Origin of the sequence: Mesorhizobium sp. AR02, assembly GCF_024746835.1 — a bacterium.
Classification (GTDB): Bacteria; Pseudomonadota; Alphaproteobacteria; order Rhizobiales; family Rhizobiaceae; genus Mesorhizobium.
Genome location: NZ_CP080530.1, coordinates 903,776 through 927,284, shown reverse-complemented (window position 1 = coordinate 927,284; position 23,509 = coordinate 903,776). Strand labels below are relative to the sequence as shown.

Sequence of the window (23,509 nt, the reverse complement as noted above, 5' to 3'; positions counted from 1 at the left end):
CCTATTCGTCCATGGGGGCTATGGCGTTGTGGACGCGGCTACCCTCAACAATGACAGTCCCGATTCAAACATCATTGGCGCAAGAGACCCTCGAGCGCCGCTTACCTCGCTTGGTCGGGGGCTTGGCTTTTCTCGCCATGAGGTAGACAGACTTCTGCACATTCAGTGGCCTAACCCCCTTCGAGCACATCTGCAAAATCTGGACTGAGCAGCCGCAAAGGTTTCAGGCTAAACCCAATCCATCACATGCCGGACCGAACACCTAGGCTACATTAAGGCAGAGATATTTGAGATCGGTGAAGGCCTCTAATCCGTGGCGCGACCCCTCGCGGCCGATGCCTGACTGCTTGACGCCACCGAACGGGATCGGCGCGCCGGTGATCTTTACGCGGTTGATGGCGACCATGCCGTAGTCGAGGGCGCGGCCCATGCGCTGCTGGCGCGCGCCGTTCTCGGTCACGACATAGGCGACCAAGCCATATTCGGTGGCATTGGCGCGAGCGACAACCTCTGCCTCGTCGTCAAACGGCGTCACGGCGGCGACGGGACCGAAGGTCTCCTCGCGCATGATCTGCGCCTCGTCGGGCACGTCCACAAGCAGCGTCGACTGGTAAAACAGCGATCCCGCCGCGTGAAGCTTGCCGCCGACAAGGCAGCGCGCGCCGCGGGCGAGCGCGTCGGCAACCTGCTCCTCGACCTTTTTGACGGCCCGCTCGTGCATCAGCGGTCCGATGTCGGTTTCGTCGGCGAGCCCATTGCCGATCCGCAGCGTCTCGACGCGGCGGGCGAAGGCGGCGCAGAACCGGTCATAGATCGGCCGCTGCACGTAGATGCGGTTGGCGGCAAGGCAGTCCTGGCCTGACGTGGCGAATTTGGCGTCGATAGCGATGCTCACAGCTCTGTCGATATCGGCATCGTCGAAGACGATCAGCGGAGCGTGGCCGCCGAGTTCCATCACCAGCCGCTTCATCGTCGGCGCACTTTGCGCCGCGATCAACCGGCCGACCTCGGTCGAGCCGGTGAAGCTCATGGCGCGAACGCGGGCGTCCTCGCACATTGCGCCCAACGATCGTCGAAGCCTTGCCGGTGATGACGTTGAAGACACCAGCCGGCAGACCGGCACGTTCGCCAAGTTCGGCCAGCGCCAGTGCCGACAGTGGCGTTTCCGAGGACGGATGCGCGACGATGGTGCAGCCTGCGGCGAGTGCTGCCGCCGCCTTGCGTGTCAACATCGCTGACGGAAAGTTCCAAGGCGTGACGACGCCGACGACACCGATCGGCTCGCGCCGCACCATCATCTCGGCCCCGAGCAGATGGCTTGTGACACTCTCGGCGTTGAGCCGCTTGGCTTCTTCCGCATACCATTCGACGAAGGAGGCGGCATAGTCGATCTCGCCCAGTGACTCCTTGAGTGGCTTGCCCTGTTCGAGCGTCATTAGCAGCGCCAGGTCGTCCTTGGCGGCGATGATAAGCTCGAACCATTTTCGCAGGATCCTTGCGCGCTCCTGCGGTAGCAGAGCCCGCCAGGCGGGAAAGGCGCGCGAAGCGGCATCGATCGCTTCTGTCGTTTGCTGCGCATCAAGCGCGGCAACGAAGGCAATGGTGGCGCCGCTGGCCGGATCGGTGACTTCGAAGCTTTCGGCGGCCTCGCTCGCCGTCCAGTGGCCGTCGACATAGGCGAGTTCGCGCAGCAGCCGGCGGTCGGCGACGCGATCGAGCGCGTCATGGCGGATCGTGCGGGCAAAGTGCGCGGACATGGTCGAGGCCTCCCGGGTCGGACTGATACGGGAAGACTATTCGCCATGGGCAGACAGAGAGGCTGTTTGGATGCCTGCCCCTAGAGAGAGTCTCTCTATTGTGCACCCCGGGAAGAGGATATCTCTGCGTGCCCCGTTACGATCGCGCCGGCAGCAGGTTAGCCACCGGCAAGACGGTCTCTTCCTTCACCGTCTTGGTGACGATGTAGGTGAAGTAACGGTCGATGCCGATCTCACGCTCGAGCAAGGCGTCGACCAGCCGCTGATAGGCGTCGATGTCGCGCGCCATTACCTTCAGAACATAGTCGACGCCGCCACCCACCGACCAGCAGGCGACGATCTCGGGGACGGCGCGGATGACGCGTTCAAAGCGGTCGAAATCGGCCTGGCGGTGGTTCGCCAGCGTCACCTCCATCAGCACGGTGGCGACCGGCGCGATCAAACGCATGGCGACGCTGGCGTGATAGCCCGAAACGATGCCGGCCTTTTCCAGCTTGCGCAGCCGCATCCAGCACGGGGTCGGCGACAGGCCGACCTTGTCGGCCAGCGCCAGCTTGGTGATGCGCCCGTCGCGCTGGATGGCGTCGAGGATTTTGAGATCGATCGGATCGAGTCTTAGGAACGCCATGCTAAGTATCCATTTGACGCACTTATATCAGTTCAATTTCCGGCCTGTAGCATGCTCCGTCGTCAGCGCCGATCGCAATGTGATCCGCTCCCAGTCGCGCGTTGTTAAACCCCTTCGCCAATTCCTGAGAAAACGCCGGGCAACCGACACCTACTGTCGTGTTTGTTGGATCCGCGACACATTGTTTCGCCCTGGTTGCCTCCTGCACTCCGGGTCAAATCATTGAACAAAACTCAGTAAAATATTTCTAAGGCTCCTTCGGCGCAATTGGCATGACTTTTGAGCCTCTTCGTGAAACGCGACGCCGGGCGGCACCGGTGTTCGTCCAAGTTGTTCTTCGCAGCTGTGGCTCAGGACTTGGGTGCGCCAATTCGGCAAGCTCCCTGGTTCGACCACGACCCCATTTGCAGGCATACCCGCCGACCTGCCAAGCCAATACCCAAATAGGGAGGCAACGATGACTGACCAAAGTAAACCGGATCGCGAGGAGGAATTTGCGGTCTTCAACCATCTTGAGTCCGAAGTGCGCAGCTACGCCCGCAGCTTTCCCGTCGTTTTCGCGAGGGCACAAGGGGCCCAGCTGTTTGCGCGAGATGGGACAGCCTATCTCGATTTCCTCATGGGCTGCTCAAGTTTAAACTATGGGCACAATCCCCCCGAGCTGAAGTCCGCACTCGTAGACTATATTGCGCGTGACGGCATCACCCATGGCCTCGATCTGTATAACGAAGCCAAGGAGTCTTTTCTGCGGGAATTCGATGAGACGATTCTTAGACCGCGACAACTAGACTACGTCGTACAGTTTCCCGGTCCAACCGGCGCCAACGCGGTCGAGGCTGCCCTCAAGCTGGCGCGCAAGATCACTGGTCGGCCCAACATCATAGCCTTCACTAATGGCTTTCACGGCGCGAGCCTTGGCGCTCTCTCCTGCACCGGCAACCGATATCACCGCGCAGCCGCCGGGCAGCTGCTCGGCGGCGTCACGCGACTGCCCTATGACGGCTATCTTGGATCCGCTGTAGACACCGCCGATTACCTTGATCGCCTGCTCTCGGATCCCTCCAGCGGCGTGGACGCCCCGGCGGCGGTGATTGTCGAGACAGTTCAGGGCGAAGGCGGCCTGAATGTCGCCGGCACGGAGTGGCTGCGCAGGGTGGCGGCCATTGCGCGCAAACACGGAGCTCTGCTGATCGTAGACGACATTCAGGCCGGTGTTGGCCGGACCGATGCGTTCTTCAGCTTTGAGGCGGCCGGTCTCCGCCCGGACATCGTCACTCTGGCGAAATCGATATCGGGCTATGGCCTGCCTATGGCCCTCGTCCTAATTGATCGACAACTCGACAAGTGGGAGCCGGGAGAACACAACGGCACGTTCCGCGGCAATTGCCATGCTTTTGTGACCGCCCGGGCAGCCCTTGAGCACTTCTGGCGGACAGACAGCTTTGCTGCGTCCGTCGCGGAGAAAGGCAATCTGCTGAAAAGCCGCCTTGAGCAGATCGCGCAGAAATACGACCCAAGCCGCGCGTCAGTCAAGGGTCGTGGCATGATGCGGGGCATCGATCTGAAGTCTGGCGAGGTTGCCGGTCAAGTCATCAGCACCGCCTTCCAAAAGGGCCTCATTGTCGAGACCGCTGGTCCCAAAGACGAGGTCGTGAAGTGTCTGCCACCTCTTGTCATTGGCGAGGATCAGCTTAGCCAAGGCCTCGACATCCTCGAGGACGCTATCGAAAGCGTGATTGGCAGCACCGTGAACACGGCAGCGTAAGAGGTGAATCATGATCGTCAGGGATTTTAATGAGGAGAAACTGACAGCCCGGCGGGTCCAGACGACGAGTTGGGAAAGCGGGCGGATGCTCCTCAAGAACGATGGGATGGGCATATCACTAGGATCTATCCGGACGCCCCGGCTCAAGATGCACTTTCGGAACCACCTTGGGGCGATCTACTGCATCTCAGGAACGGGTTCTATCGAGGATCCGCAGGCGGATGAGGTCCATGTCGTGCGACCGAACATCATTTACGCGTTCGATAAGCATGACGCCTACCTGCTGGGCCGAGATCGAATTGGTGTTGGCCTACGTCTTTGTACCTCCCTTGGCGGGCAGCGAGGTGCATGGTGAGACCGGCGCATATCCTCTCGACTCTGCCTGAGGCGATCTGATGTCGCCACAGAGAAGGTTAATGAGCGTCGACATCGAGCGTATTTGGCTCCTTCGCCTCACCGCGGTCGCTCGTCATGCCTGAGGCCGTGGCTTCCCCTGCGCTAGCACATCCGCAGACCAGGAAAGTACGACGACGCGTGGATTCGATCTACCTCCCATGGCTGGCGTTTCGGAGAACCTTCACACGGCATGGCAGCGCTGCGAGCTACGTCAGAAGGAGAAGAACGTATGGACGTCAGCGCGCATGCAAGACGTATGGACGGCGCGCTGGTGCCGCGGGTTGTCAACTGACCAACCTACCTCGCCGAAAAGGATTTTGAGGTGAATCTCCTGCCTAACCGCGAGCCTAGCGCCCACACTGTCGAGAAGATCGGAGGCACGTCGATCTCCAACACCACTGCCGTACTCAAGAACGTCCTAATCGGAGAACGCAAGGGTAGCGCACTCTACAACCGTATATTCGTCGTATCCGCTTATAGTGGAATGACCGATCTGCTCCTCGAGCACAAGAAAACCGGCACGCCCGGCGCCTATGCGCGCTTTGCGGGCGACAGATCAAGATCGGCTTGGGTTGAAGCTCTCGCAGAGGCCCATCGGGAGATGAGGAGGATCAATGCGGAGATCTTCGGCTGCTCGCCGGAAAGGCGCGTCGCCGATGATTTTGTTCGCGACCGCATCGAAGGAGTGCGCGGCTGCCTGTTGGATCTGCAGCGGCTTTGCTCAAATGGCCCCTTCAGGCTCGAAGAGCACTTGAATACCGTGCGCGAGGTTCTCGCCGCGCAGGGCGAAGCCCACAGTTCCCACAACACGGCACTGCTCCTCAGGAAACTTGGCGTGGAGGCGATCTTCGTGGACATGACGGGCTGGCGTGACGAAACTGAAATAAGCCTTGACGAGCGAATCGAGACGGCGCTATCCGCGATCGACCTCGGCAAGCAGCTGCCGATCATCACGGGCTACAGCCTATGCCCAGCTGGCCTGGTGCAGCTCTATGGCCGTGGCTACACCGAGTTTACATTCGCCCGGATCGCCGTACGCACAGGCGCCAAGGAGGCAATAATCCACAAGGAGTACCATCTTTCGACAGCCGACCCCAAGATTGTCGGCATTGCACGGGTCCGCACCATCGGCCACACCAACTATGATGTCGCCGATCAGCTCGCTAACCTCGAAGTGGAGGCGATACATCCGGCTGCAGCCAAGGAGCTGCGCCATGCGAATATACCTCTTCGTTTCAAGAATACCTTCGAACCTGGGGACGAAGGAACCGTCATTACGCGCGACTACGTCTCTGACACACCGCAGGCAGAGATTATCACTGGCCTTAGAGGGGTGTATGCCCTAGAGTTTTTCGAGCAGGATATGGTGGGTGGGAACGACTATGATGCGGACATACTCAAGAAGTTGAAAGGCTATAACGTCCGCGTCGTCACTAAGGCATCAAACGCAAATACCATCACGCATTATCTAGCCGCGGGACCCGACGTAATCCCGCCCGTTGTCCAGGCTCTAGAGGAAAGCTTTCCGACGGCTGATATTGTTACAAAGAAGGTGAGCATTGTCTCGGCCATCGGAAGCGACCTAAATCTCCAGAACCTAGCAGCCATTGCTGTACAAGCGCTAGCGGATGCTTGCATAGAGGTCCTAGGCATCCACCAGCTCATGCGCGGCGTAGATATAATCTTCATAGTTGATGAATCCCGCTTTGACGACGCTGTTAGGGCGCTTCACCGCGCTCTGATCGAACATTCATGGCTGCCTCTTGCAGCGCAGCCTTCTTCCAGCGTGGAGCGCTAACAGGCTGTTAGCGTGATTCAGTGTCTCCGGAGAGATTCGGAGAACGAGGCATGCGCGGCGGAGACGAACGGTCTGGCGAACTGTTCAGTTATGTTGATCTCGAGGCTCGGGTGCGGCGCGATCATCCGTTGCGCCGCATTCGGGCGATTGTGAACGAGGCGCTGGCGGCGTTAGAGCGGGACTTGGCGGCGCTGTATTCGCCGATGGGGCGGCCTTCGATCCCGCCGGAAAAGCTGCTGCGAGCGATGCTGCTACAGGCGTTCTACTCGAACCGCCACGGCCTGCTGGTCGACGCCTGCCTGACACTGGCAGACGGACATGCTGAGCGGGTGGCCGCACTGCACATGATTGAACCTCGAGCGGAGCGGCCACAGGCGATCACGCTCGGCGCCGACAAGGCCTACGACGCGGCATGGCGGCTATGCCGTCAGCCAGCGCATCAGGAAGCGCATCGAAGAGGCATTCGGTTGGATCAAGGTCGTGGCCGGCCAGCACAAGACCAGATTCCGCGGCCCCGATCGTGTCGGATGGGCCTTCACCTTCGCAGCCGCAGCCTACAATCTGGTGCGACTGCCAAAGCTCATGGCGGAGACCGGCTGATGGCCAAGGTTCCCAGCTTCGCCAAGGCCTTTGCCGGCCGCTGGCGCATCGTCGAGATAGATGTTTGGGATAACGACTTCCTCGATCTCGTCGAGGAGGCGCATCTGACATTCAAAGGCTCGGCGGATGGCGAGATCGCCTTCGGCGCACTCAAGGGCTTCCTCGATGTCCGATATGGCACCCGCGATGGCTCAGCCTGCGCGGAATTCTCGTGGGAGGGGCAGGATGAGAACGACCCAGCCTGTGGCCGCGGCTGGGTTGCCTTTGGCACTGCAGGCCGCCTCGTCGGCCACTTCTACATCCACAACGCCGACGATTCAGGCTTCGTTAGCGAAAGAGCCTGACTTCTTCAACAGATGGGGTGATTGGGGTCTCGCCCGAGCCAGATTGAGGGCGGCTGCTCCTGTCGAGATGTGAGAACGTGGTCGATGTAGATCGCCACAAACATCAGGAGGAGCAGCCATGAAGTATTTTGCCGGACTTGACGTGTCTTTGGAAGAGACCGCGATTTGCGTGGTCGACGAGGCCGGGCGGATCGTGAAGGAGGCGCGTGCGGCGAGCGAGCCGCAGGCGTTGATCGAAGCGTTGCGGAAAGTCGATCTGCCGCTGGAGCGCATCGGTCTCGAAGCGTGTTCGCTGACGGCCTGGCTTCACGACGGGATGTGCGCCGATGGCCTGCCGGCCATTTGCATCGAGACCCGGCAGGCCAATGCGGCGATGAAGACGATGCCAAACAAGACGGATCGGAATGACGCCCGCGCGCTGGCGCAGATCATGCGCACCGGCTGGTATCAGCAGGTGCACGTCAAGAGCCGGCAGTGCCGTGTCTGGCGATCCCTCCTCGTCGCCCGCCGCACGGTGCTGAACGAAATGCGCACCATCGAGAACGTGGTCCGGGCGATCCTGCGGGAGGCCGGCATCAAGCTGGGCACGCCGTCGCGAACCGCCTTCGCCAGTCGTGTGCGCGAGTTGGCCGGCACAGATCCGGTTGTCATGCCTCTGGTCGAGCCACTGCTGACGATCCTCGCTACAATGCTGGGAGAGTTCGCCCGGCTGACGAAGCAGGTTCTCGGTCTCGTTCGCCAGGAAGAGGTCCGTCGGCGGCTGATGAGCGTTCCAGGTGTGGGTGCAACAACTTCATAATGCCCGCTATCAGTCGGGTGAGGCGATTATCCGATATCGATTTCATCCCCGTTACGGGGAAGCGGTTATTGTTGCCGGGCGCAATCGCAATGGTGACGAGGTCGTTCTGATCATCCGCCAGCTTGACGGCACCCTGGTGCAGTTGCCGATCTGGATGACGGAGGATCGTGCGGAGGTGATGATGGTGACGGAGAGTCCCCGTCTGTCGCTGACGTATCTGCGCGAACTTCGTCTTGAGCTCGATGCCTGTCTAACCTTGCTTCGCGACGATTCCCGTTGCGAAGGAGGAGACAAGCACGAAGCATCGTCAATCCTGTCACCGCCAACTCGATCTCTTTGTGCCCAAGACCCCGCCGGCACCGATAGCACCGGCCGAGCGGACGAAGCTATTGCCACTGGTGAGCGCGCTGCTGTCGGAAGCACGGGGCGCAGCCGCAGCGACGGAGGCCGGTGATGAAGATCACGTCTGACCACCTGGCGCGCGGCGCCTACATCTACATCCGCCAATCGACCGTCGACCAGCTTGCCAACAATCATGAGGGCGTTGTCACGTTGTTTGAAATGTGGCCGCGTGAGGCCGACACCGCGCTTTTCAGGCAGGCCGTGCACTCACGGCTTCCCACGCGGCAATGTGACACCACCCCTTGCGCAACACGGCGCACAGGGAAAGACGGGCGCCCATGCCCTCTATCGGCGTGTCGTTTTCAACGTGCTGATCTCCAATGTCGACGATCACCTGCGCAATCACGGCTTCCTTTGGCTGGGAAAGGCGGGATGGTCGCTCTCACCGGCATACGACCTCAATCCCATCCCGACCGATCTTAAGGCGCGGGTGCTCACCACCAACATTGATCTCGACGAGGGCACCTGTTCGCTCGATCTTTTGGAGGCTGCGTCGGAGTTTTTGCGCTCACGCTGGCGCAAGCCCGGGCGATTATCAAAGGAGTCGCGGCCGTGACCGCGACATGGCGGGACGCCGCCAAGGCAGTCGGCGCCCGCTCGGCCGAGATAAACCGCATGGCCAGCGCCTTCGAGCACGACGACCTCAAGCGGGCGCGGGCGCTGTGACAAGGACATTCCTTCACAGTTTCGGCGGTGCCGGCCCGCGTCTCCCAATCGCGATCGCGATAGCCGTTGCGCTGAGCCGTCCGCAGCGGGTTCTTCTCGCCATAGCCGGCGCCGGTGGCGGCGCCCACCTCCAGCTCCATCAGCCGCTCGGCGGCAAAGCCGATCATCTCGCGCAAGATATCGGCGTCGGGGGTCTTCTCCACGAGCGTGCGCAGGTTCATCATGTCGTCGGTCATCGGTGGTTCCTTCGAATCAGGTTGGTGTCAGCAACCCGACCTTACCGGGGAACATCGATGACCGCCGCAAAGCCGCTCGCTCGCTACGGCGCTGTTGAGGGCGCGCTCGCGAGCGGCTTCGCTACCGCCGAGCTACACCACGTCTGGGGACGCGACCGGTGAGGACGCCTGGTCGATCGCAAGCGCCACATGCGCCCTCTTCGCCGACAACGAGGCGCTTGTCACGTCGAGAGAACAATCCAGCCAGTACTTCAGAATTGCGTCTCCACGGGTTGCAGAGCCGCACGCCGGCACCCATCGAGCAGCGATCTTTCGATTTCCGTCTTCGGAGATCGCTCGTGCAATTCCCGGATCTGCGAACCGCGCAAGCAGATGCTTCAGATTCCGCCCATGCAAAGGTATTTCATTTCGAGGTAGTCTTCGAGGCCATGGCGGGAACCCTCCCGCCCGATGCCGGACTGCTTGATCCCGCCGAAGGGTGCCGCTTCCGAGGACATGCGTCCCGTGTTGATACCGACCATGCCATATTCCAGGGCCTCGGCCACACGCCAGACACGCTTCAGGTTTGAGGCATAGAAGTAGGCGGCGAGGCCGTAGATCGTGTCGTTGGCCTCACGCACGACCTGATCCGCATCGTCGAAGCGAATGATCGGCGCCAGCGGCCCGAAAGTCTCTTCCTGCGCAACCGCCATCACGCTGGAAATCTCGGTGAGGACCGTTGGTTCGAAAAACGTGCCATCCTTGCCGATGCGATTGCCCCCGCATCGAATTGTGCCGCCTTTGGCGACGGCATCGGCGATGTGCGACTCGATCTTGGCCAGAGCATGCTTGTCGATCAGCGGCCCGATGTCCACTCCGGCAGCGAAGCCGTCACCAACCGATAAGCGGCGGACTTTCTCCACGAATTTCTCAACGAACTCGTCGTGAACGCTCGATTGGACGTAAAGGCGGTTCGCCGACACGCAAGTCTGGCCGGCATTGCGGAACTTCGCCTGGATCGCACCGTCGACCGCAGCGTCGATATCGGCGTCGTCGAAGACGATGAAAGGTGCATTGCCGCCGAGCTCGAGGCTGACCTTCTTGATCTGGTCCGAGCACTGGCGCATCAGCAGCCGGCCAACCTCGGTCGAGCCGGTGAAGCTGATCTTGCGGACCTTGGGATTGGCGCAGAGTTCACGGCCAACCGCATCACCTTCGGACGCATAGATCAGGTTGACGACGCCTTCGGGAAAGCCGGCCTGGTGGGCGAGGGCGAACATTGCGCCAGCCACGAGCGGCGTCTGCTCAGCGGGCTTGAGCACGATGGTGCAGCCCGCAGCTAAGGCTGGCGAGATCTTGCGCGCGACCATCGAGGCTGGGAAATTCCATGGTGTTATCGTTCCCACGACGCCGATCGGTTGCTTGATCACCAGCATGCGGCGGTCCGGCGATGGTGCGGAGATCGTCTCGCCATATATGCGATTGGCCTCCTCGGCGTACCATTGCAGGTACGCCGCAGCATGCGACACCTCCGATTTGGCTTCGGCAAGCGGCTTGCCCATCTCCGCTGTGAGTATAGCGGCGAGATCGTCGGCGTGGTCGATGATCAACTGATGCCAACGCCACAGAACGTCGCTGCGCTCACGTGCGGTCAATCCTGCCCATCCAGGCTGGGCGACATACGCCTTGTCGATCGCAGCGCATGTTTCCTCGACACCCATGTCGGGAAGCTCTGCCAGCACTTCGCCGGTCGACGGGTTGAGGACCTCGAATGTTCGCTTGCTAATCCGCGTGCCAAGTGCCGGCAGGCGATCAATGGGTCCAAAGAGCTCGGGGGATTTCAGGTGACGGATCATCGGCAGGCACAGGGGCAATACCGGATTCCTCCTCGACGCAGCGGGTATATGTAGCAGGGTGCGATGTATTCCGCGACGTCCGGGTTCCTTAGGGCCTCAGCCAGGCAGCTGGTAGACCACCGTCCCCAAACTGGAAAGGGAGGATACTTTGAATTCTCTAATCGATGCTCGCGGTTCTCGTTCGGCGAAAAAATCGGAAGTCGGCTTCGCCATCCGCACGCAGTGCATGCAGGGGGCCTGCGCCTTTCAATCTGCGGACCATGATCGGGTCTTCTACCTACCCGAAGAGAAGCTGGCGTGAGGAGGAGCGTGCCACAATCAGCCAAGTCGGCCGCCTGAACCGGCAGATGCTTGCAAGGGCCCCCCAACCGCTCGGCGGGACTTTTGAAAAACCCCACTAGCCCACCGAACCGGACTACACTCCCCATGAGAAGACCTCACAAGAGGAAAAGGAAGTCGAAACGGGCTCCTGTATTCATCCTTTGCCCCCCAGCGGCGGGCCAACGACCATAATGGCGGGCTCGGCCGTAAGCAGCTTCTTCGCCGCAGCCTTGACCTGGTCGAGTGTCACTTGATCGATGAGGGCGGCGCGGCGCTGGATGTAGTCGATGCCAAGCTTGTCGAGCTGCAATCCGACGAGCGTGGCTGCAATCGAGCTGGAGGAATCCAGATAGTTGATGGCATAGGCGCCGATCAGATGCTTCTTGCTCGCCTCGAGCTCGGCCTCCGTCGGGCCCTTCTCCGCCATATCCTTCACCACCTGATGCACGATGCTCAGCGTCTCGGCGGCACGGTCCGAGCGCGTCGCCGTCGTAACCAGCAGTTCATGAGAATGCTCGTAGCCGGCCAGATAAGAGCCGACGCCATAGGCAAGGCCGCGCTTTTCGCGCACCTCCTCCCACAGGCGCGACGTGAAGGGCGAGCCGCCGAGGATATCGTTCATCAGCAGCGCGGCGAAGAAACCCGGCTCACTGCGTCCGACGCCAGGAAAAGCCAATCGCAGCGAGGTCTGGGGAAGCTCGTAGTTCACCTCCACCTGCTGTCCGAGTTTGGCGGCGACATCGGCAACGGGGGAGAGCGTCTGCTTGTCGTGCAAATCGCCGAACAGCTGGTCGAGCTTTTCACTCAGCCTCTTTGCGTCAATGTCACCGACCACGGCAACATGGAGCCCGTCGCGAGCGAAAGTGGCCTTGTGGAAGGCGCCGAGATCGGCCGGCGTGATGCCGGCGAGGCTCACTTTGTTCCCTTCGTCCGGCCGGGAATAGGGATGGGTGCCATAGATCGCGCGCAGCCATTTGCGCTGAGCGATCGCCTCGGGGTCGCGCTCATTGGCGATGATGCCGGAGAGCATCTGGGCGCGGATGCGGTCGACCGACTCCTGGTCGAAGCGCGGCCTGTTGACCGCGAGCCTGAGCAGATCGAAAGCGGCGTCCTGTTGTTCCGAAAGCATGCGCATCGAGCCGTGGATGCCGTCACGCCCCGCGTCGAAGCTCATCTCGGCGCCGGCGTCGTCAAGCTTCACCTGGAAGGCATTGCTGTCGAGACCGCCGGCGCCCTCGTCGAACAGGCCGGCCATCAGGTTCGCCAGCCCCTCCTTGCCGGCCGGGTCCTGGGTAGAGCCGCCGTGGAAAGCGAAGCGGATGGTGATGATCGGCAGCGTATGGTCCTCCACCAGCCAGGCGGTGATGCCCTTTTCAGATTTCACCTCCTGGATATTCATCGCCGCATGGGCCCTGAGCGCCGGCAGGATGAGGAAGAAAATGGCGATGAAAAGGATGGCCAGCGGGGTGGCAAGGCGCGCGACGCTGCCTTGTGCCGCTGAAAGCGGAAAAGGCAGGGCTTGTGCAAAGGCGGCACGGTGTTGGTTCATCATCACTTCATTTCTCCGTCTTGGGCAAGAGATAGCCGGTGGTCGAATGGTCGGACACGAGATAGCGGGCGGCAACCGTCTTGACCTGATCGGCGGTGACCTCGCGGATGCGGTCCTGCCATTCCTCGACGTCGTTTACGGTGCCGCCGGTGGCAAGCGTGGAGCCATACATGCTGGCGATGGAGTCCTGCTTGTCGCGGGCGAAGATCACCGAGCGGACACGGCGGTTCTTGGCCTTGTCCAGTTCGTCATTGGTCACACCGTCCTTGGCGATGCGGGCGATCTCGGCATCGACCGCAGCCTCGATGTCGGCGAGCTTGGCGTCGCCGCGCGGCGCCCCGTAGACGGTGAAATTGGTGGCGTCGAGCATGGTGCCCTGAAACCAGGCGCTGGCCTCGGTGGCTATTCCCTGTTTCACCACCAACTGCTGGTAGAGCCGGCTGCGGCTGCCGCCGCCGAGGATCTCGGCAAGCAGGTCGAGCGCCTCGGCCTCGCTATGCTCAGCGGTGCGATAGGACGGCACCACCCAATGCGTCGAAAAGTTCGGCACCGACACGCGCGCGTCGGTGCGCGTCACCGTGCGCTTAGTGTTCTGCTCCGGCTCGACCGGCCGGACTCGCGGCAGCAGCTCGGGTCCACGCGGGAGCTTGCCATAGGTCTTCTCGGCCAGCGCCTTCACCGTCCCCGGCTCGACATCGCCCGCCACCACCAGCACGGCATTGTTGGGGTTATAATATTTGTTGTAGAAGGCGACGGCGTCGGTGCGGTTCAGCTGCTCCATCTCTTGCATCCAGCCGACGATCGGGATGCGGTAAGGCTGATTCTGCCACAACGTCGCGTTGACCTCCTCTTCTAGAACCGCCTGCGGATTGTTGTCGACGCGCAGACGGCGCTCCTCCATGATCACGTCGCGCTCGGTCTTGATATCGTCGTCGGTGAGGCTGAGGTTGCGCATACGGTCGGCCTCGAAGCTCATCATCTGCTCCAACGCCGAGGGCGCCACTCTCTGGTAGAAGGCGGTATAGTCGTAAGAGGTGAAGGCATTGTGCGAGCCGCCGATCTCGGCCACCGCGCGGTTCAGCTCGCCGGCGACGTGATTGGCCGTGGCCTTGAACATCAAATGCTCGAAGAAATGCGCGATGCCGGATTTGCCCGACGGCTCGTCGGCGCTGCCGACCTTGTACCACACCATATGGGTGACGATCGGCGCGCGGTGATCGGGGATGACGACCACCTCCATGCCGTTGTCGAGCAAGAAATCCGTCACCTTGCCGTCGTCGGTGGCGGCCAGAACCGGAGCGGTCATCGCGAAAACCAAGGCGGTCTCAATGAATGCCCTGCGCAGCCACCGAGACGGAAGTTTGGTGGATGGCTCCGGTTGTGGTGGCCGGACGATCGGCAAGGTTCGTGGCAAAGCGATTTCCTTATTTTGAAGGCGCTGCGTCCCCGTCTCCCCGTGTGGGAGAAAGTGGACCGATAGGCAGCGCCGATCCACCCGAGCCGTCTGCATGTTGCCAGGCCTTGCTCGAGCCTCATCTTTGGATGCGTCCGGGAGTCGTGGGGCGTTATTTTTTGGTGAGGTGATCATGGGACGGCTTCTCCTTGGTCCGTGACGCGTTTGCGGATGACCGCGCACGTGCCGTGCCAAATGAGAAAACCGTTTCGGCAATGTGATAAATCGGGCTCTGCTCTGTTGCGTATCCGACATTGTCGGACATCGGACGGCGCCGAACGCGAAGCGCTTGCGGCTTGAGACGATATCTTGCTCGGGTGGAAGACGATTGAGCGTGCTGCCGCGGCAGGGGATAGGAAGCTTCTCGAACTGGCCGCGGCACTGAGAGGGTTGGAATGGAGACGATGGTGGTCGACGCAGAACGCTGTCCTCGACAGGCAGGCCAGGGGCGACGCTGAACGAGCAGCGGAGTCAGGAGCGTGGCCGGTAGGAAAGAGCTGGCCGCCAGGCTATTCGCAGTGGCGGAGAGGCGACCGGGAGCTTGGCAGGCCGACGTCAAGGAGGCCGCTCAATGGCACCTGGCTAGAGCGTGGCATCGCCGGCTCTGGCCTCGGCAGCGTGCTTGATATCAGTTGTCAGAGTTGCCCAAAGCTATCCGGGATCGCGAGGCAATGTGTGTACACCTCCCGACAAAATCGCGGGGCTGCTAGACGCTGGGCCGCGCCCCCAAGCCGACAGACAGCGCCTGGCCGTTTTGAAAAACCAACAAATAAGGCAGCGCCGGGAGACGCTCTCGGCGTGTTTCTTATCGGCATGCCTTCTTCAATGTCCGGAGCGGACCAAGGAACCGCAATTCGCCATCCTCAGGACGCTGAGACATTGCCTTTAATTGATCATATATCGGCGGATGCGAGGACGAAGCGGCCTTGAGCGACGCCCTTTGCTGATCCCGCCGGCAGCCGAAGCTGGGAGATTTCGTAAAGGGCGATCGACGGCCGGACGGCGATTGGTGAGGCGGCATGAGCAGCGCGCTCAATATTACGCTTCACGTCCAAAATCTAAATCGCGAAAGAAATCACAAGCGATAGCCTCCGAACCTTTCGCCGAGGCCGAGTTCGTATGGCACCGTCACCGCCGCATTCATCTTGAATCGCAAGTTCACCTGTGGCCGTAAAAGAACCCAGTCATCGCGCAAGGCCCTGTTCTTCAATTGCTGCCTCTTTGCAGGCATCGCGCTCTTTCAGAATAGAGTGCTGGATTTTGCCCAACGCCGTTCGCGGCAATTCTTTGGTGAAAATAAACTCGCGCGGGACTTTGAAACGGGCGACTTGGGACTGCACATAGGCAGCCAGTGCTTCTGCTTCGATCCGAGCCCCCCGCCTGATCACGTAGGCGACTGGTACTTCGTCCCAGCGCGGATCCGGCCGGCCGACGACAGCGCATTCTGCGACATCGGTCGTTAAGCACACGCTCGACTTCCGCCGGATAGATGTTTTCTCCGCCGGAAATGATCAGGTTCTTTTGCGATCACGGACCCAAAAATAACCGTCGGCATCGCGGTGACCGAGATCGCCACTGCGATACCCTCCCTCACGCTGCGCCTCTCGGGTCGCTTGTTGATCGCGCCAATATTCATAGAAGACGTTGGGGACCGGCACCGCTACTTCGCCTGTCACGCCTGGCGGCAACTCCTTGCCAGTGCCATCGATAATCATGGCTTCGCAGCATCTCCGAAATACCGCTGCGCCTGCGTGCCTGCACAATGGCGTGTTCCAATGCATCGATGTCGCGCGATCCGCATGCCCTTGCCACCGCCGCCGGCGGATGGTTTCACCAAGGCGTTCCAATGGACCGTGCGCGCGAAATGAACGTTGCTGGATCATCCTCTTCGATCGCCGAAGGCGCGACGGGAAAGCCATTCCGCTGAACGAACTTGCGGGCCTGGATCTTGTCGCCCATCAATTCGATATTCTCTGGAGTAGGCCCAATGAACACGATGCCGGCCTCCAACACCTTGCGAGCAAATTCCGCATTCTCCGACAAAAATCCATAGCCCGGGTGAATCGCCCCAGCGTTCAAATCGTGGGCGGCAGCGATGATTATCGAGATAGGCCGCGACCGGTGTGCGACCGCTTATGGGAACCGCCACGTCGGCCATTGAGACGGCTGGCGTCCCCGCATCGAAATCGTGGTAGACAATTGCAGAGCGCAGCTCCAGCTCGCGCAGCGTCTTGATGATTCGTACGGCGATCTCGCCTCTATTGGCGATCAGAACTGTATCAAAGGGTAATTTTTGCATTATCCTGTTTTTCCAAGAACAGGGCTGGGGTTAGTATTGTCGTTGTTCGCAGTTTAGGTGGCGGCCTACCTCAAGGCGTTGGGTCAATCGTCGAGATAGATGCTGCCATTCGAGAGCCGAAATCGCACGGTGTTTGCATAGCCATTTTCGGCAACGGAAATGGACTTCGCTCATTACAGCCTGGCGCAGCCAGGATCGGGCGCAGCCCCGATTGGAAGGCAGAACATCTGATGCTTCGCCATCTGCGAAAGTGCGAAAACACACTTTGCAGTTTGGGCAGTTTGGATCAGAATTTTTCTCTTCTCCGTTCAGTCGTCGGGACAAGCAGAAACCGTAACAATTTCCGCCGATCGGGTTCTTCGGTGCTGGGTGGTTAACCCGTCCTATTCATGACGGATCTGGGTTTGTTTGCCGCTGAGCGGCGGACAGGTGGCGGCTCGGCGTCTTTTTCACCGCGGCTGTGTCTGGACTTGTGAACGCGCTGGAGGGTGGAAGCTGTGTGGTTTCGGCGGGGCCTGCTGCCCCGGCGGTCATGGTCCTGTTGGTAGCAGATTGCTGGCGATCGCCCGGAACAGACTTGCCTCGGGACAGGCGGCGGCGAAGGCCAGGCGGATGCGCGAGACGGTTTCGATGACGCGGGCGCCGAGCTTGAGCAGCCTGAGCCGCAGCGTAGCGAACTCGGCGTTGCGCAGATGATGGGTCGTTGGCACCGCCTCGCGCAGGGTGAGCATCAACCAGTATGCGGCGGTGTGCAGGACAAGACGGACCTGGTTGGCAATCGGTGAGCGGCAGGAGGTTCGGTCGGATGCGAGCTGGCTCTTGTGCATCTTGATCAGGTTTTCGGCCTGGCCGCGGGCGCAGTAGATCACGTCGTAGATGTGCTCGGCGGAGCCTTTGTCGAGATTGGTGACGACGAAGCGGATGTCGAGGCCGAGGGTGGTTGCCTCGATGCGAGCGCAGGTGCGGCGTTCGGCCTTCCAGGACTTCGCCTTGTAGCGGGTCTCGGCATAGCCGCGCAGCACAGGCTTGCGCTCGAGCGCGCGGCGGGTGCGGATGTCGTCGGCGCTCTCGTCGACGAGCCGCTGCAGAACCTTGTTGCCGGGTAGGCCGAAGAGGTAGTCGATCGCATTGTTCTCGCACCAGGCCATGACTTGCGCCCGGCCGTAATGGCTGTCGCCACGGATCAGGATGCGGGTGGTCGGCCAGCGGGCGCGGATGCGGCGCACGAGACGGCGCAGATGGCCGCGGATCTCCTTGCCCGCCGGGGTCTTGCCAGGACGCAGGATCATGGCGACCGGGCGTCCTGTCGCGGCGTCGTAGATGTGGATCGGCAGGAAGCAACGCTCGTCGTAGTGGGCGTTGAAGAGCGAGAGCTGCTGATGGCCGTGAACGACATCCAGCGTATCATCGATGTCGAGCGTGACGCTTGCGGGCGGCGCGGCATAGCTCGACAGCCAGAGATCGACCAGCACCCAGCTGAGCCGGATGACGGTGCGCAGGTCAGGCAGGTTCTCCAGCCGCGAGCAGGTCGGCTGCGAGCACAGATCAATCCCGCTGTCGGGCAGCCGCCCGCAGGCGAGCTTGAAGGCCGGGTCGGTACGCAGTCGGTCGAGATCATTGGCGTCCTCGTAGCCGCACGCGATCGCAAAGATGCGGGCGCGCAGAATGTCGGCCATGGCGTGCGTCACCCGCTCTGGATCGCGCCGATCGTGGATCACCGCGGCCAGCCTGTCGGCCAGTTGCAGGCGACGCTCGGCTGCGGCCAGAAGCATGACGCCGCCATCCGAGGTGATGCGGCCGCCGTCAAACGCAGCTGTGATCTTCTTGCGTCCGACGGCTGGAAAAGACAGCGGCAGCAACGTATTCTCGGTCATGGCGGGTGTGGCTCCCGAGATGAGGTGGAAGGGTTGGCCTAAGCAACCGAATCCTACGCCAAATCAACCGCTTAAGCTACATCCGCCAGCCTCAAAAGCCCATCGTCGTGCATAAGACGGGTTAAGTGGGCGACAAAGAGGGGCCTTTTGCGTGGGCGCCATGCCGAGTTCGCTATTCACTGATGTCCGTGTGACATTGAACGTTTCCTTTTCCGATCGGGGCGGCGATGCTGGAAAGGTGAGCAGTTGCAGCCGCCGCTGGCTGAGGGGGCGACGGAATTTTGCACACGCCATGCAGGCAGTTTTTGCGCGCTGGTGAGCCGACGAACAGATCGATGCCTTCTAACCGGCGACCGGCTCTAAGCTCAAGGCTATGATGCCAACAACAGCCTGACCCTGGTCAATTTCAGATGTGCCAACCGCCGTGCCGGATAATGGAACATCTCTTGGGTGCTTTCTATAACAAACACCAGGGTCATCAGATCAAGCAGGAAGTCGTCGATCGCTTGGGCGATTGTTTGCGACTTATCGTCCAACTGATCCAGCAAAACGCGCGCCCTATCGATCGCATCCGCGCTGGCCGCATCGATTAACGCCTCGATCCTTTTGAAACAATCCAATTCCGAACTCCTTCAAGCCTCGCCAGGGTTATGCACCAAGGTGGCGACGTTAACCACCCAGCCGTTGACCCAGTGGCGCGAGCCACCATCAGCAGATCGAGCCGGGCCCCGCAATTTTTCGTTTTTGCTTTGCCTAAAGTCTCGGCTATGTATCGGACTGGCCTAAAGGCCTGCCCACGTTGCAATTGTACAAAGGAATACGCATATGGCGACCGGAACAGTGAAGTGGTTTAACAGCAGCAAGGGATTTGGATTTATCCAGCCCGACAATGGCGGTCAGGATGTTTTCGTCCACATTTCCGCTGTCGAGCGCGCGGGCCTCTCAACCCTCACAGACGGCCAGAAGATCAACTATGAGATCGAACAGGACCGCCGCACTGGCAAGTCATCCGCTGGCAGCCTCAGCAAAGCTGGCTGATTTTTCGGCTGCGTCCCGCAAGAGCCGGAAGCACGCGGCACGTCCCGGATGGGCTGCCCCGCCCGACAAGAGTGGGCGAGAACATGGCTTGACCGGAGAATCGGTCAGCAGAGTGCTGCAAACCGTCGCGAATTCCTGAAACCAGGCTGTCTGGAGAGACAAGGCGGGGTTGCTCCCCCCGCCTTTTCATATTCCCCGCAGATCATGCCAATGGCAGCAGCACAGTCCAAAACGAATCTCGGTTGCCGAAATTAAGCCGTGACCTTCTTGCGGGTCCGCTTCGCCGGCGCCGGCGCCGGCGTTTCCGGCTCCTTCGGTTTGCGGCCGAGCCCCATCGTCTTGGCCAATGCCGAGCGCGCCGCGGCGTAATTCGGCGCGACCATGGGATAATCCGCCGGCAGGCCCCATTTGGCGCGATATTCGTCCGGCGTCAGCCCGTAGTGGGTCGACAGATGGCGCTTTAGCGATTTGAATTTCTTCCCGTCCTCAAGGGAGATCATGTAGTCCGGTGTCACCGACTTCTTGATCGGGACTGCAGGCTTAAGGACCGCCGGCTCTTCTGCGGAGACGCTTCCGGCCGTGCCTTTCAGAGCCGCATGCACTTGGCCGATCAGAGCAGGGAGGTCCCCTACCGGAACCGGATTGTTGGAGACATAGGCTGAGACCACATCGGCTGTGAGCTCGATGAGGGTGTCGATGTTTTTGTCGGCTTCTTCTGTCATGAAAATCTCCGGGCGGCTTGAAACATAGTCGGCGAAGCGTCGCTTCATAGTGGGGGTTGCCGCTGAACGCAACAATTGTCTCGACAGGATTATTGCGATGCTCATCCCAGCATCGAGGTCTATAGCGCCGCATCCCACCGTCATGCACGTTGATCCGCTCGGTGTTGGCTGTCCCGTAACTGGGTCGGAGTTTGCTTTGAAGCTCGATCCCGTCCGTTTGAATTTTGCAAAATGAAAAAGGCCGAAGGTGTTCCGCGCCGCTGAAGGTTTCGTACGTCATCGAATACACGGCTTCGACCTTCATGGTCTTCAATGATGCTTTCCGCCTAGGCATTGTTGTGGTGATCGTCGCCACGCCCCAAGGAACCAACCAGGCCGTCAGCGCGAGCAAATTGCGATGGCGCCGGCCACGTGTTGGAATCCACGGTCGACACAGCCTGGTGGCGGCTTCCGCCATTCGATCGCAGGCCCGATCGAAGTCTGGCCGTCAGGCCTGATCCTCTCCCGCCGTTGATCTAGCGCAGGGCGTTTACGAACCGCATATCCCACAATGGCGTCCGTGCACAACGCTCGGAGATCATTTATGAAAATGCTATTCACTGCGATGGCTGTCGCCTTGCCGGCAGCCACCGCTTTTGCTGCCGAACCGATCGCCGCCGACCTCAGAGAAACGGCACTGGCCACTTTCAAGGCTTTGCCATCCACCACGCCGGCAGTCGCCAACAACCCGATCACACCGGAAAAGATCGCCCTCGGTAAGGCACTGTTCTTCGATCCGCGCGTCTCGGCGTCAGGCGTTTTGTCGTGCAATTCGTGCCACAACTTGGCCACCGGGGGCGACGACAATCTTGAAACCTCGATCGGCCATGGTTGGCAGAAGGGACCGCGCAACGCCGACGGTACTGAACGCTGTCTTTAACATCGCGCAGTTCTGGGATGGTCGCGCCGAAGACCTGAAGGCTCAGGCCAAGGGACCGGTCCAAGCCGGTGTCGAAATGGCCAACACTCCGGGTCAAGTCATCGCGACGCTCAAGTCGATGCCGCAATATGTCGATTGGTTCAATGCAGCTTTCCCCGGTGAGGCCGATCGCGTCACCTTCGACAACTTAGCCAAGGCAGTTGAAGCCTTTGAGGCGACACTGGTCACGCCGGCGCCCTTCGATTCTATCCTCAATGGCGATGACGCCGCCATGACTTCCGAACAGAAACAGGGGCTGGCGCTTTTCATGGACAAAGGCTGCTCGTCCTGCCATGCCGGCATCAACGTTGGCGGGGAGGCCTATTACGCATTCGGCCTTATTGAAAAGCCCAGCGCCGAGGTACGGCCGGAAAACGACAAGGGCCGCTTTGCCGTCACCAATTCAGCCGACGATTCGTTTGTTTTCCGCGTGGCGCCGCTGCGCAACGTGGCACTCACCGCGCCCTATTTTCATTCGGGCAAGGTTTGGGATCTGAAACAGGCCGTGGCCGTTATGGGCACCACCCAGCTCGGCGAAGAATTGAAGGCCGAAGAAGTCGACCTGCTCGTTGCCTTCCTTAACTCGCTGACCGGAAAGGTACCCGAGGTCGTCTTGCCTATCTTACCCGCCGAAACGGCGACAACGCCTCGACCTGCATCGCAGATCCTAGGGAAATAAATGGCAGGGGCTGGCTACGGAAAGTCGCAATCAAGAATGAATGCGACCACTACTGGGAGGAGACGGATCGCGACCTCTTTGAGAAGGCAAAGCCTGCATGATCCCAAAGTGCAGACAATGCTTCCGTCGCCAGCTCGTTGCGATGGCATCATGTTAGGTATCTTGCGCGAGTCAGGCCAAAGGGGTTCGAAAAGTTGGAGGATTGGCGCAGATACTACAACGAGGAGCGCCCATATGGGGCGATAGGGCACAAGGCCCCGATCGCCGGTCTCAGTCTGTGCCAAAGTCAACGGCGTTTCACCGCCCAGTTCCGCTACTTCACTGCACAGCCACCTGTTCGCTTTGCCAGAAGCCCTCTTGACTAACTGGCGGCGATGTACAGGCTTTCCCGAGAGCTTAGTCTCACACTGTGCAAAGCCCTCTTACTGCTGAGGGAGGGGAGGGACGCTTGGACGAGCATGATCCGAAGGAAGAGCTGATCGACACGATTTTCCGCAATGGCACAATCACTGTCGTGGGCATCCTGCTTGCCTTTTCGCTCGGCTTCGTCACGCATTGGGCGGCAAACCCCGTGCCATGGCGGCTCTACGACCTATTCGCCGTTGTGCCGATACTGGTCGGCATCGCGTTGCAGATGCGGGCGCTGTCCAAGCTGCTCGACATGAGTTCGCTGCGCCGACCCATCTACGAACGCGCCAACCGCATCTTCATGGCCGGCCTCATCCTGACCGCGTGCGGGGTCGGGCTGGCCATCCTGCTCGATGTCTTCGAGATGTCGGCGAAGGGCACGCTGCCCGGCGCTTAACGGCCTGTCACTGGGCTTTGGCGCTGCTGCTCATCGCTGTCAGTCGATTCTTGTATCCGTCGCAGCTCCGGCACCTTGGCAGTGTCGCACCATTTGACGCCGATTCTTACCGCTGGCCTTGGTTTCGCCGGCCGCCGGCACACGTGATCGTGGGCGCGTAGCGACACATCGCAATAGACCGGCAGTGGCGAGGCGAGGCCGGAAGGGCAAACGTCGCCAACCGGGTGGCCGGTGATTTCCACCACCTGCTCGGCGTCCAGCATGCGTGGCTTGCCCCCGAACCCATCACGCGATTTGCGGTTGTCGATGCGCGCGCCAAGCTCTGGGAACGACTGGGCCTTCAGTCTCAGTAGCGCCGCGGCCGGCTGCCCATGGCCGAAAGCGTCATGGAACTCGACAAGGTCATCGGCGAGACAAACAAGCGCCAGATGACTCTCGACATTCTGCGGACCGCCAAGCATCCGATGTCGACCGCCGAATGCTCGCAGGAGTTCGCAACGAGGCACGGGTGTCCGGGGACGATCCGCGCCGTCACCATCATCGCAAGCGCCTGTCTCCGATCCTCAGTACCCTCGAGAAAGCCGG

16 protein-coding genes and 9 pseudogenes are annotated in these 23,509 nt (G+C 60.7%); 12 read left to right on the top strand and 13 right to left on the bottom strand.

The annotated features are described in order from the left end of the window. Positions 1-262: 262 nt before the first annotated feature. A pseudogene (locus DBIPINDM_RS04385) lies at positions 263-1,757 on the bottom strand (NAD-dependent succinate-semialdehyde dehydrogenase). Between the two features lie 136 nt (positions 1,758-1,893). Then, complete coding sequence (locus tag DBIPINDM_RS04380) at positions 1,894-2,385, bottom strand: Lrp/AsnC family transcriptional regulator (protein WP_258580873.1); 492 nt, start codon at positions 2,383-2,385, stop codon at positions 1,894-1,896. A gap of 457 nt (positions 2,386-2,842) precedes the next feature. Here DBIPINDM_RS04380 and ectB point away from each other — a divergent pair, with 457 nt between their 5' ends. The 8 genes and pseudogenes from ectB to DBIPINDM_RS04335 form a co-directional block, all read left to right on the top strand. After that, on the top strand, positions 2,843-4,150 hold the full coding sequence (ectB, locus tag DBIPINDM_RS04375; protein WP_258580872.1) for a diaminobutyrate--2-oxoglutarate transaminase: 1,308 nt from the start codon (positions 2,843-2,845) through the stop codon (positions 4,148-4,150). A 10-nt stretch (positions 4,151-4,160) separates the two neighbouring features. Then, complete coding sequence (locus DBIPINDM_RS04370; RefSeq protein ID WP_258580871.1) at positions 4,161-4,505, top strand: ectoine synthase; 345 nt, start codon at positions 4,161-4,163, stop codon at positions 4,503-4,505. Between the two features lie 363 nt (positions 4,506-4,868). Continuing rightward, positions 4,869-6,344 (top strand): aspartate kinase, encoded by a 1,476-nt coding sequence (locus DBIPINDM_RS04360; RefSeq protein ID WP_258580870.1) that lies wholly within the window; start codon positions 4,869-4,871, stop codon positions 6,342-6,344. 50 nt (positions 6,345-6,394) lie between these two features. Beyond that, a pseudogene (locus tag DBIPINDM_RS04355) lies at positions 6,395-6,944 on the top strand (hypothetical protein). Next, entirely contained in the window at positions 6,944-7,288 is a 345-nt protein-coding gene (locus tag DBIPINDM_RS04350; protein ID WP_258580869.1) for a hypothetical protein, read from the top strand. The pseudogene DBIPINDM_RS04355 and the gene DBIPINDM_RS04350 overlap by 1 nt, the downstream one beginning before the upstream one ends. A gap of 118 nt (positions 7,289-7,406) precedes the next feature. Beyond that, positions 7,407-8,084: pseudogene (locus tag DBIPINDM_RS04345) on the top strand (IS110 family transposase); the annotation flags it as partial. Continuing rightward, positions 8,071-8,541: a hypothetical protein gene (locus DBIPINDM_RS04340; RefSeq protein ID WP_258580868.1), complete on the top strand. Its 471-nt coding sequence runs from the start codon at positions 8,071-8,073 to the stop codon at positions 8,539-8,541. The pseudogene DBIPINDM_RS04345 and the gene DBIPINDM_RS04340, both read left to right, overlap by 14 nt. Positions 8,542-8,730: 189 nt before the next feature. Then, a pseudogene (locus DBIPINDM_RS04335) lies at positions 8,731-9,155 on the top strand (HipA domain-containing protein); the annotation flags it as partial. Positions 9,156-9,175: 20 nt separating this feature from the next. On the opposite strand, the pseudogene DBIPINDM_RS04330 reads toward DBIPINDM_RS04335, so the two are convergent. The 9 genes and pseudogenes from DBIPINDM_RS04330 to DBIPINDM_RS04290 all read right to left on the bottom strand — a co-directional run. Continuing rightward, positions 9,176-9,391, bottom strand: a pseudogene (locus DBIPINDM_RS04330) (transposase); the annotation flags it as partial. 377 nt (positions 9,392-9,768) lie between these two features. Continuing rightward, positions 9,769-11,226: an NAD-dependent succinate-semialdehyde dehydrogenase gene (locus DBIPINDM_RS04325; protein ID WP_258581220.1), complete on the bottom strand. Its 1,458-nt coding sequence runs from the start codon at positions 11,224-11,226 to the stop codon at positions 9,769-9,771. A gap of 475 nt (positions 11,227-11,701) precedes the next feature. After that, entirely contained in the window at positions 11,702-13,096 is a 1,395-nt protein-coding gene (locus tag DBIPINDM_RS04320; RefSeq protein ID WP_258581219.1) for a M16 family metallopeptidase, read from the bottom strand. A 7-nt stretch (positions 13,097-13,103) separates the two neighbouring features. After that, entirely contained in the window at positions 13,104-14,402 is a 1,299-nt protein-coding gene (locus DBIPINDM_RS04315; RefSeq protein WP_258580867.1) for a M16 family metallopeptidase, read from the bottom strand. A gap of 1,331 nt (positions 14,403-15,733) precedes the next feature. Further along, a pseudogene (locus DBIPINDM_RS04310) lies at positions 15,734-16,312 on the bottom strand (class I adenylate-forming enzyme family protein); the annotation flags it as partial. Beyond that, positions 16,261-16,383 (bottom strand): hypothetical protein, encoded by a 123-nt coding sequence (locus DBIPINDM_RS04305; RefSeq protein ID WP_258580866.1) that lies wholly within the window; start codon positions 16,381-16,383, stop codon positions 16,261-16,263. The pseudogene DBIPINDM_RS04310 and the gene DBIPINDM_RS04305, both read right to left, overlap by 52 nt. Further along, positions 16,380-16,848 (bottom strand): annotated as a pseudogene (locus tag DBIPINDM_RS04300) (biotin carboxylase N-terminal domain-containing protein). The gene DBIPINDM_RS04305 and the pseudogene DBIPINDM_RS04300 overlap by 4 nt, the downstream one beginning before the upstream one ends. Before the next feature lie 530 nt (positions 16,849-17,378). Then, positions 17,379-18,722, bottom strand: coding sequence for an IS1380 family transposase (locus DBIPINDM_RS04295; RefSeq protein WP_258580818.1), 1,344 nt, complete (start codon positions 18,720-18,722; stop codon positions 17,379-17,381). 371 nt (positions 18,723-19,093) lie between these two features. Further along, positions 19,094-19,342, bottom strand: coding sequence for a hypothetical protein (locus tag DBIPINDM_RS04290; RefSeq protein ID WP_183455186.1), 249 nt, complete (start codon positions 19,340-19,342; stop codon positions 19,094-19,096). 205 nt (positions 19,343-19,547) lie between these two features. On the opposite strand from DBIPINDM_RS04290, the gene DBIPINDM_RS04285 reads away from it, so the two are divergent. Continuing rightward, positions 19,548-19,760 (top strand): cold-shock protein, encoded by a 213-nt coding sequence (locus DBIPINDM_RS04285; protein WP_120019369.1) that lies wholly within the window; start codon positions 19,548-19,550, stop codon positions 19,758-19,760. Positions 19,761-20,011: 251 nt separating this feature from the next. On the opposite strand, the gene DBIPINDM_RS04280 is transcribed toward DBIPINDM_RS04285, so the two are convergent. Beyond that, positions 20,012-20,482, bottom strand: a complete 471-nt coding sequence (locus tag DBIPINDM_RS04280; protein ID WP_183455479.1) for a MucR family transcriptional regulator — start codon at positions 20,480-20,482, stop codon at positions 20,012-20,014. A gap of 583 nt (positions 20,483-21,065) precedes the next feature. Between DBIPINDM_RS04280 and DBIPINDM_RS04270 the strand changes: the two are divergent. The 3 genes and pseudogenes from DBIPINDM_RS04270 (at position 21,066) to DBIPINDM_RS04255 (ending at position 22,924) form a co-directional block, all read left to right on the top strand. Further along, a pseudogene (locus tag DBIPINDM_RS04270) lies at positions 21,066-22,119 on the top strand (cytochrome-c peroxidase). Between the two features lie 128 nt (positions 22,120-22,247). Further along, a pseudogene (locus tag DBIPINDM_RS43580) lies at positions 22,248-22,385 on the top strand (IS3 family transposase); the annotation flags it as partial. Positions 22,386-22,567: 182 nt separating this feature from the next. Beyond that, positions 22,568-22,924 (top strand): hypothetical protein, encoded by a 357-nt coding sequence (locus DBIPINDM_RS04255; RefSeq protein WP_258580862.1) that lies wholly within the window; start codon positions 22,568-22,570, stop codon positions 22,922-22,924. Here the strand turns inward: DBIPINDM_RS04255 and DBIPINDM_RS04250 are convergent. After that, positions 22,921-23,385, bottom strand: a complete 465-nt coding sequence (locus tag DBIPINDM_RS04250; protein ID WP_258580861.1) for a YbaK/EbsC family protein — start codon at positions 23,383-23,385, stop codon at positions 22,921-22,923. The genes DBIPINDM_RS04255 and DBIPINDM_RS04250 overlap by 4 nt on opposite strands. Between the last annotated feature and the right edge of the window lie 124 nt (positions 23,386-23,509).

What these genes read in the sequence shown, in the direction of transcription:
- DBIPINDM_RS04295 (WP_258580818.1), bottom strand. Translation starts at nt 18,722, where the DNA reads ATGACCGAGAATACGTTGCTGCCGCTGTCTTTTCCAGCCGTCGGACGC.
- DBIPINDM_RS04280 (WP_183455479.1), bottom strand. Translation starts at nt 20,482, where the DNA reads ATGACAGAAGAAGCCGACAAAAACATCGACACCCTCATCGAGCTCACA.
- DBIPINDM_RS04250 (WP_258580861.1), bottom strand. Translation starts at nt 23,385, where the DNA reads ATGCTTGGCGGTCCGCAGAATGTCGAGAGTCATCTGGCGCTTGTTTGT.
- DBIPINDM_RS04350 (WP_258580869.1), top strand. Translation starts at nt 6,944, where the DNA reads ATGGCCAAGGTTCCCAGCTTCGCCAAGGCCTTTGCCGGCCGCTGGCGC.
- DBIPINDM_RS04370 (WP_258580871.1), top strand. Translation starts at nt 4,161, where the DNA reads ATGATCGTCAGGGATTTTAATGAGGAGAAACTGACAGCCCGGCGGGTC.
- DBIPINDM_RS04315 (WP_258580867.1), bottom strand. Translation starts at nt 14,402, where the DNA reads ATGACCGCTCCGGTTCTGGCCGCCACCGACGACGGCAAGGTGACGGAT.
- ectB (WP_258580872.1), top strand. Translation starts at nt 2,843, where the DNA reads ATGACTGACCAAAGTAAACCGGATCGCGAGGAGGAATTTGCGGTCTTC.
- DBIPINDM_RS04285 (WP_120019369.1), top strand. Translation starts at nt 19,548, where the DNA reads ATGGCGACCGGAACAGTGAAGTGGTTTAACAGCAGCAAGGGATTTGGA.
- DBIPINDM_RS04380 (WP_258580873.1), bottom strand. Translation starts at nt 2,385, where the DNA reads ATGGCGTTCCTAAGACTCGATCCGATCGATCTCAAAATCCTCGACGCC.
- DBIPINDM_RS04325 (WP_258581220.1), bottom strand. Translation starts at nt 11,226, where the DNA reads ATGATCCGTCACCTGAAATCCCCCGAGCTCTTTGGACCCATTGATCGC.
- DBIPINDM_RS04320 (WP_258581219.1), bottom strand. Translation starts at nt 13,096, where the DNA reads ATGAACCAACACCGTGCCGCCTTTGCACAAGCCCTGCCTTTTCCGCTT.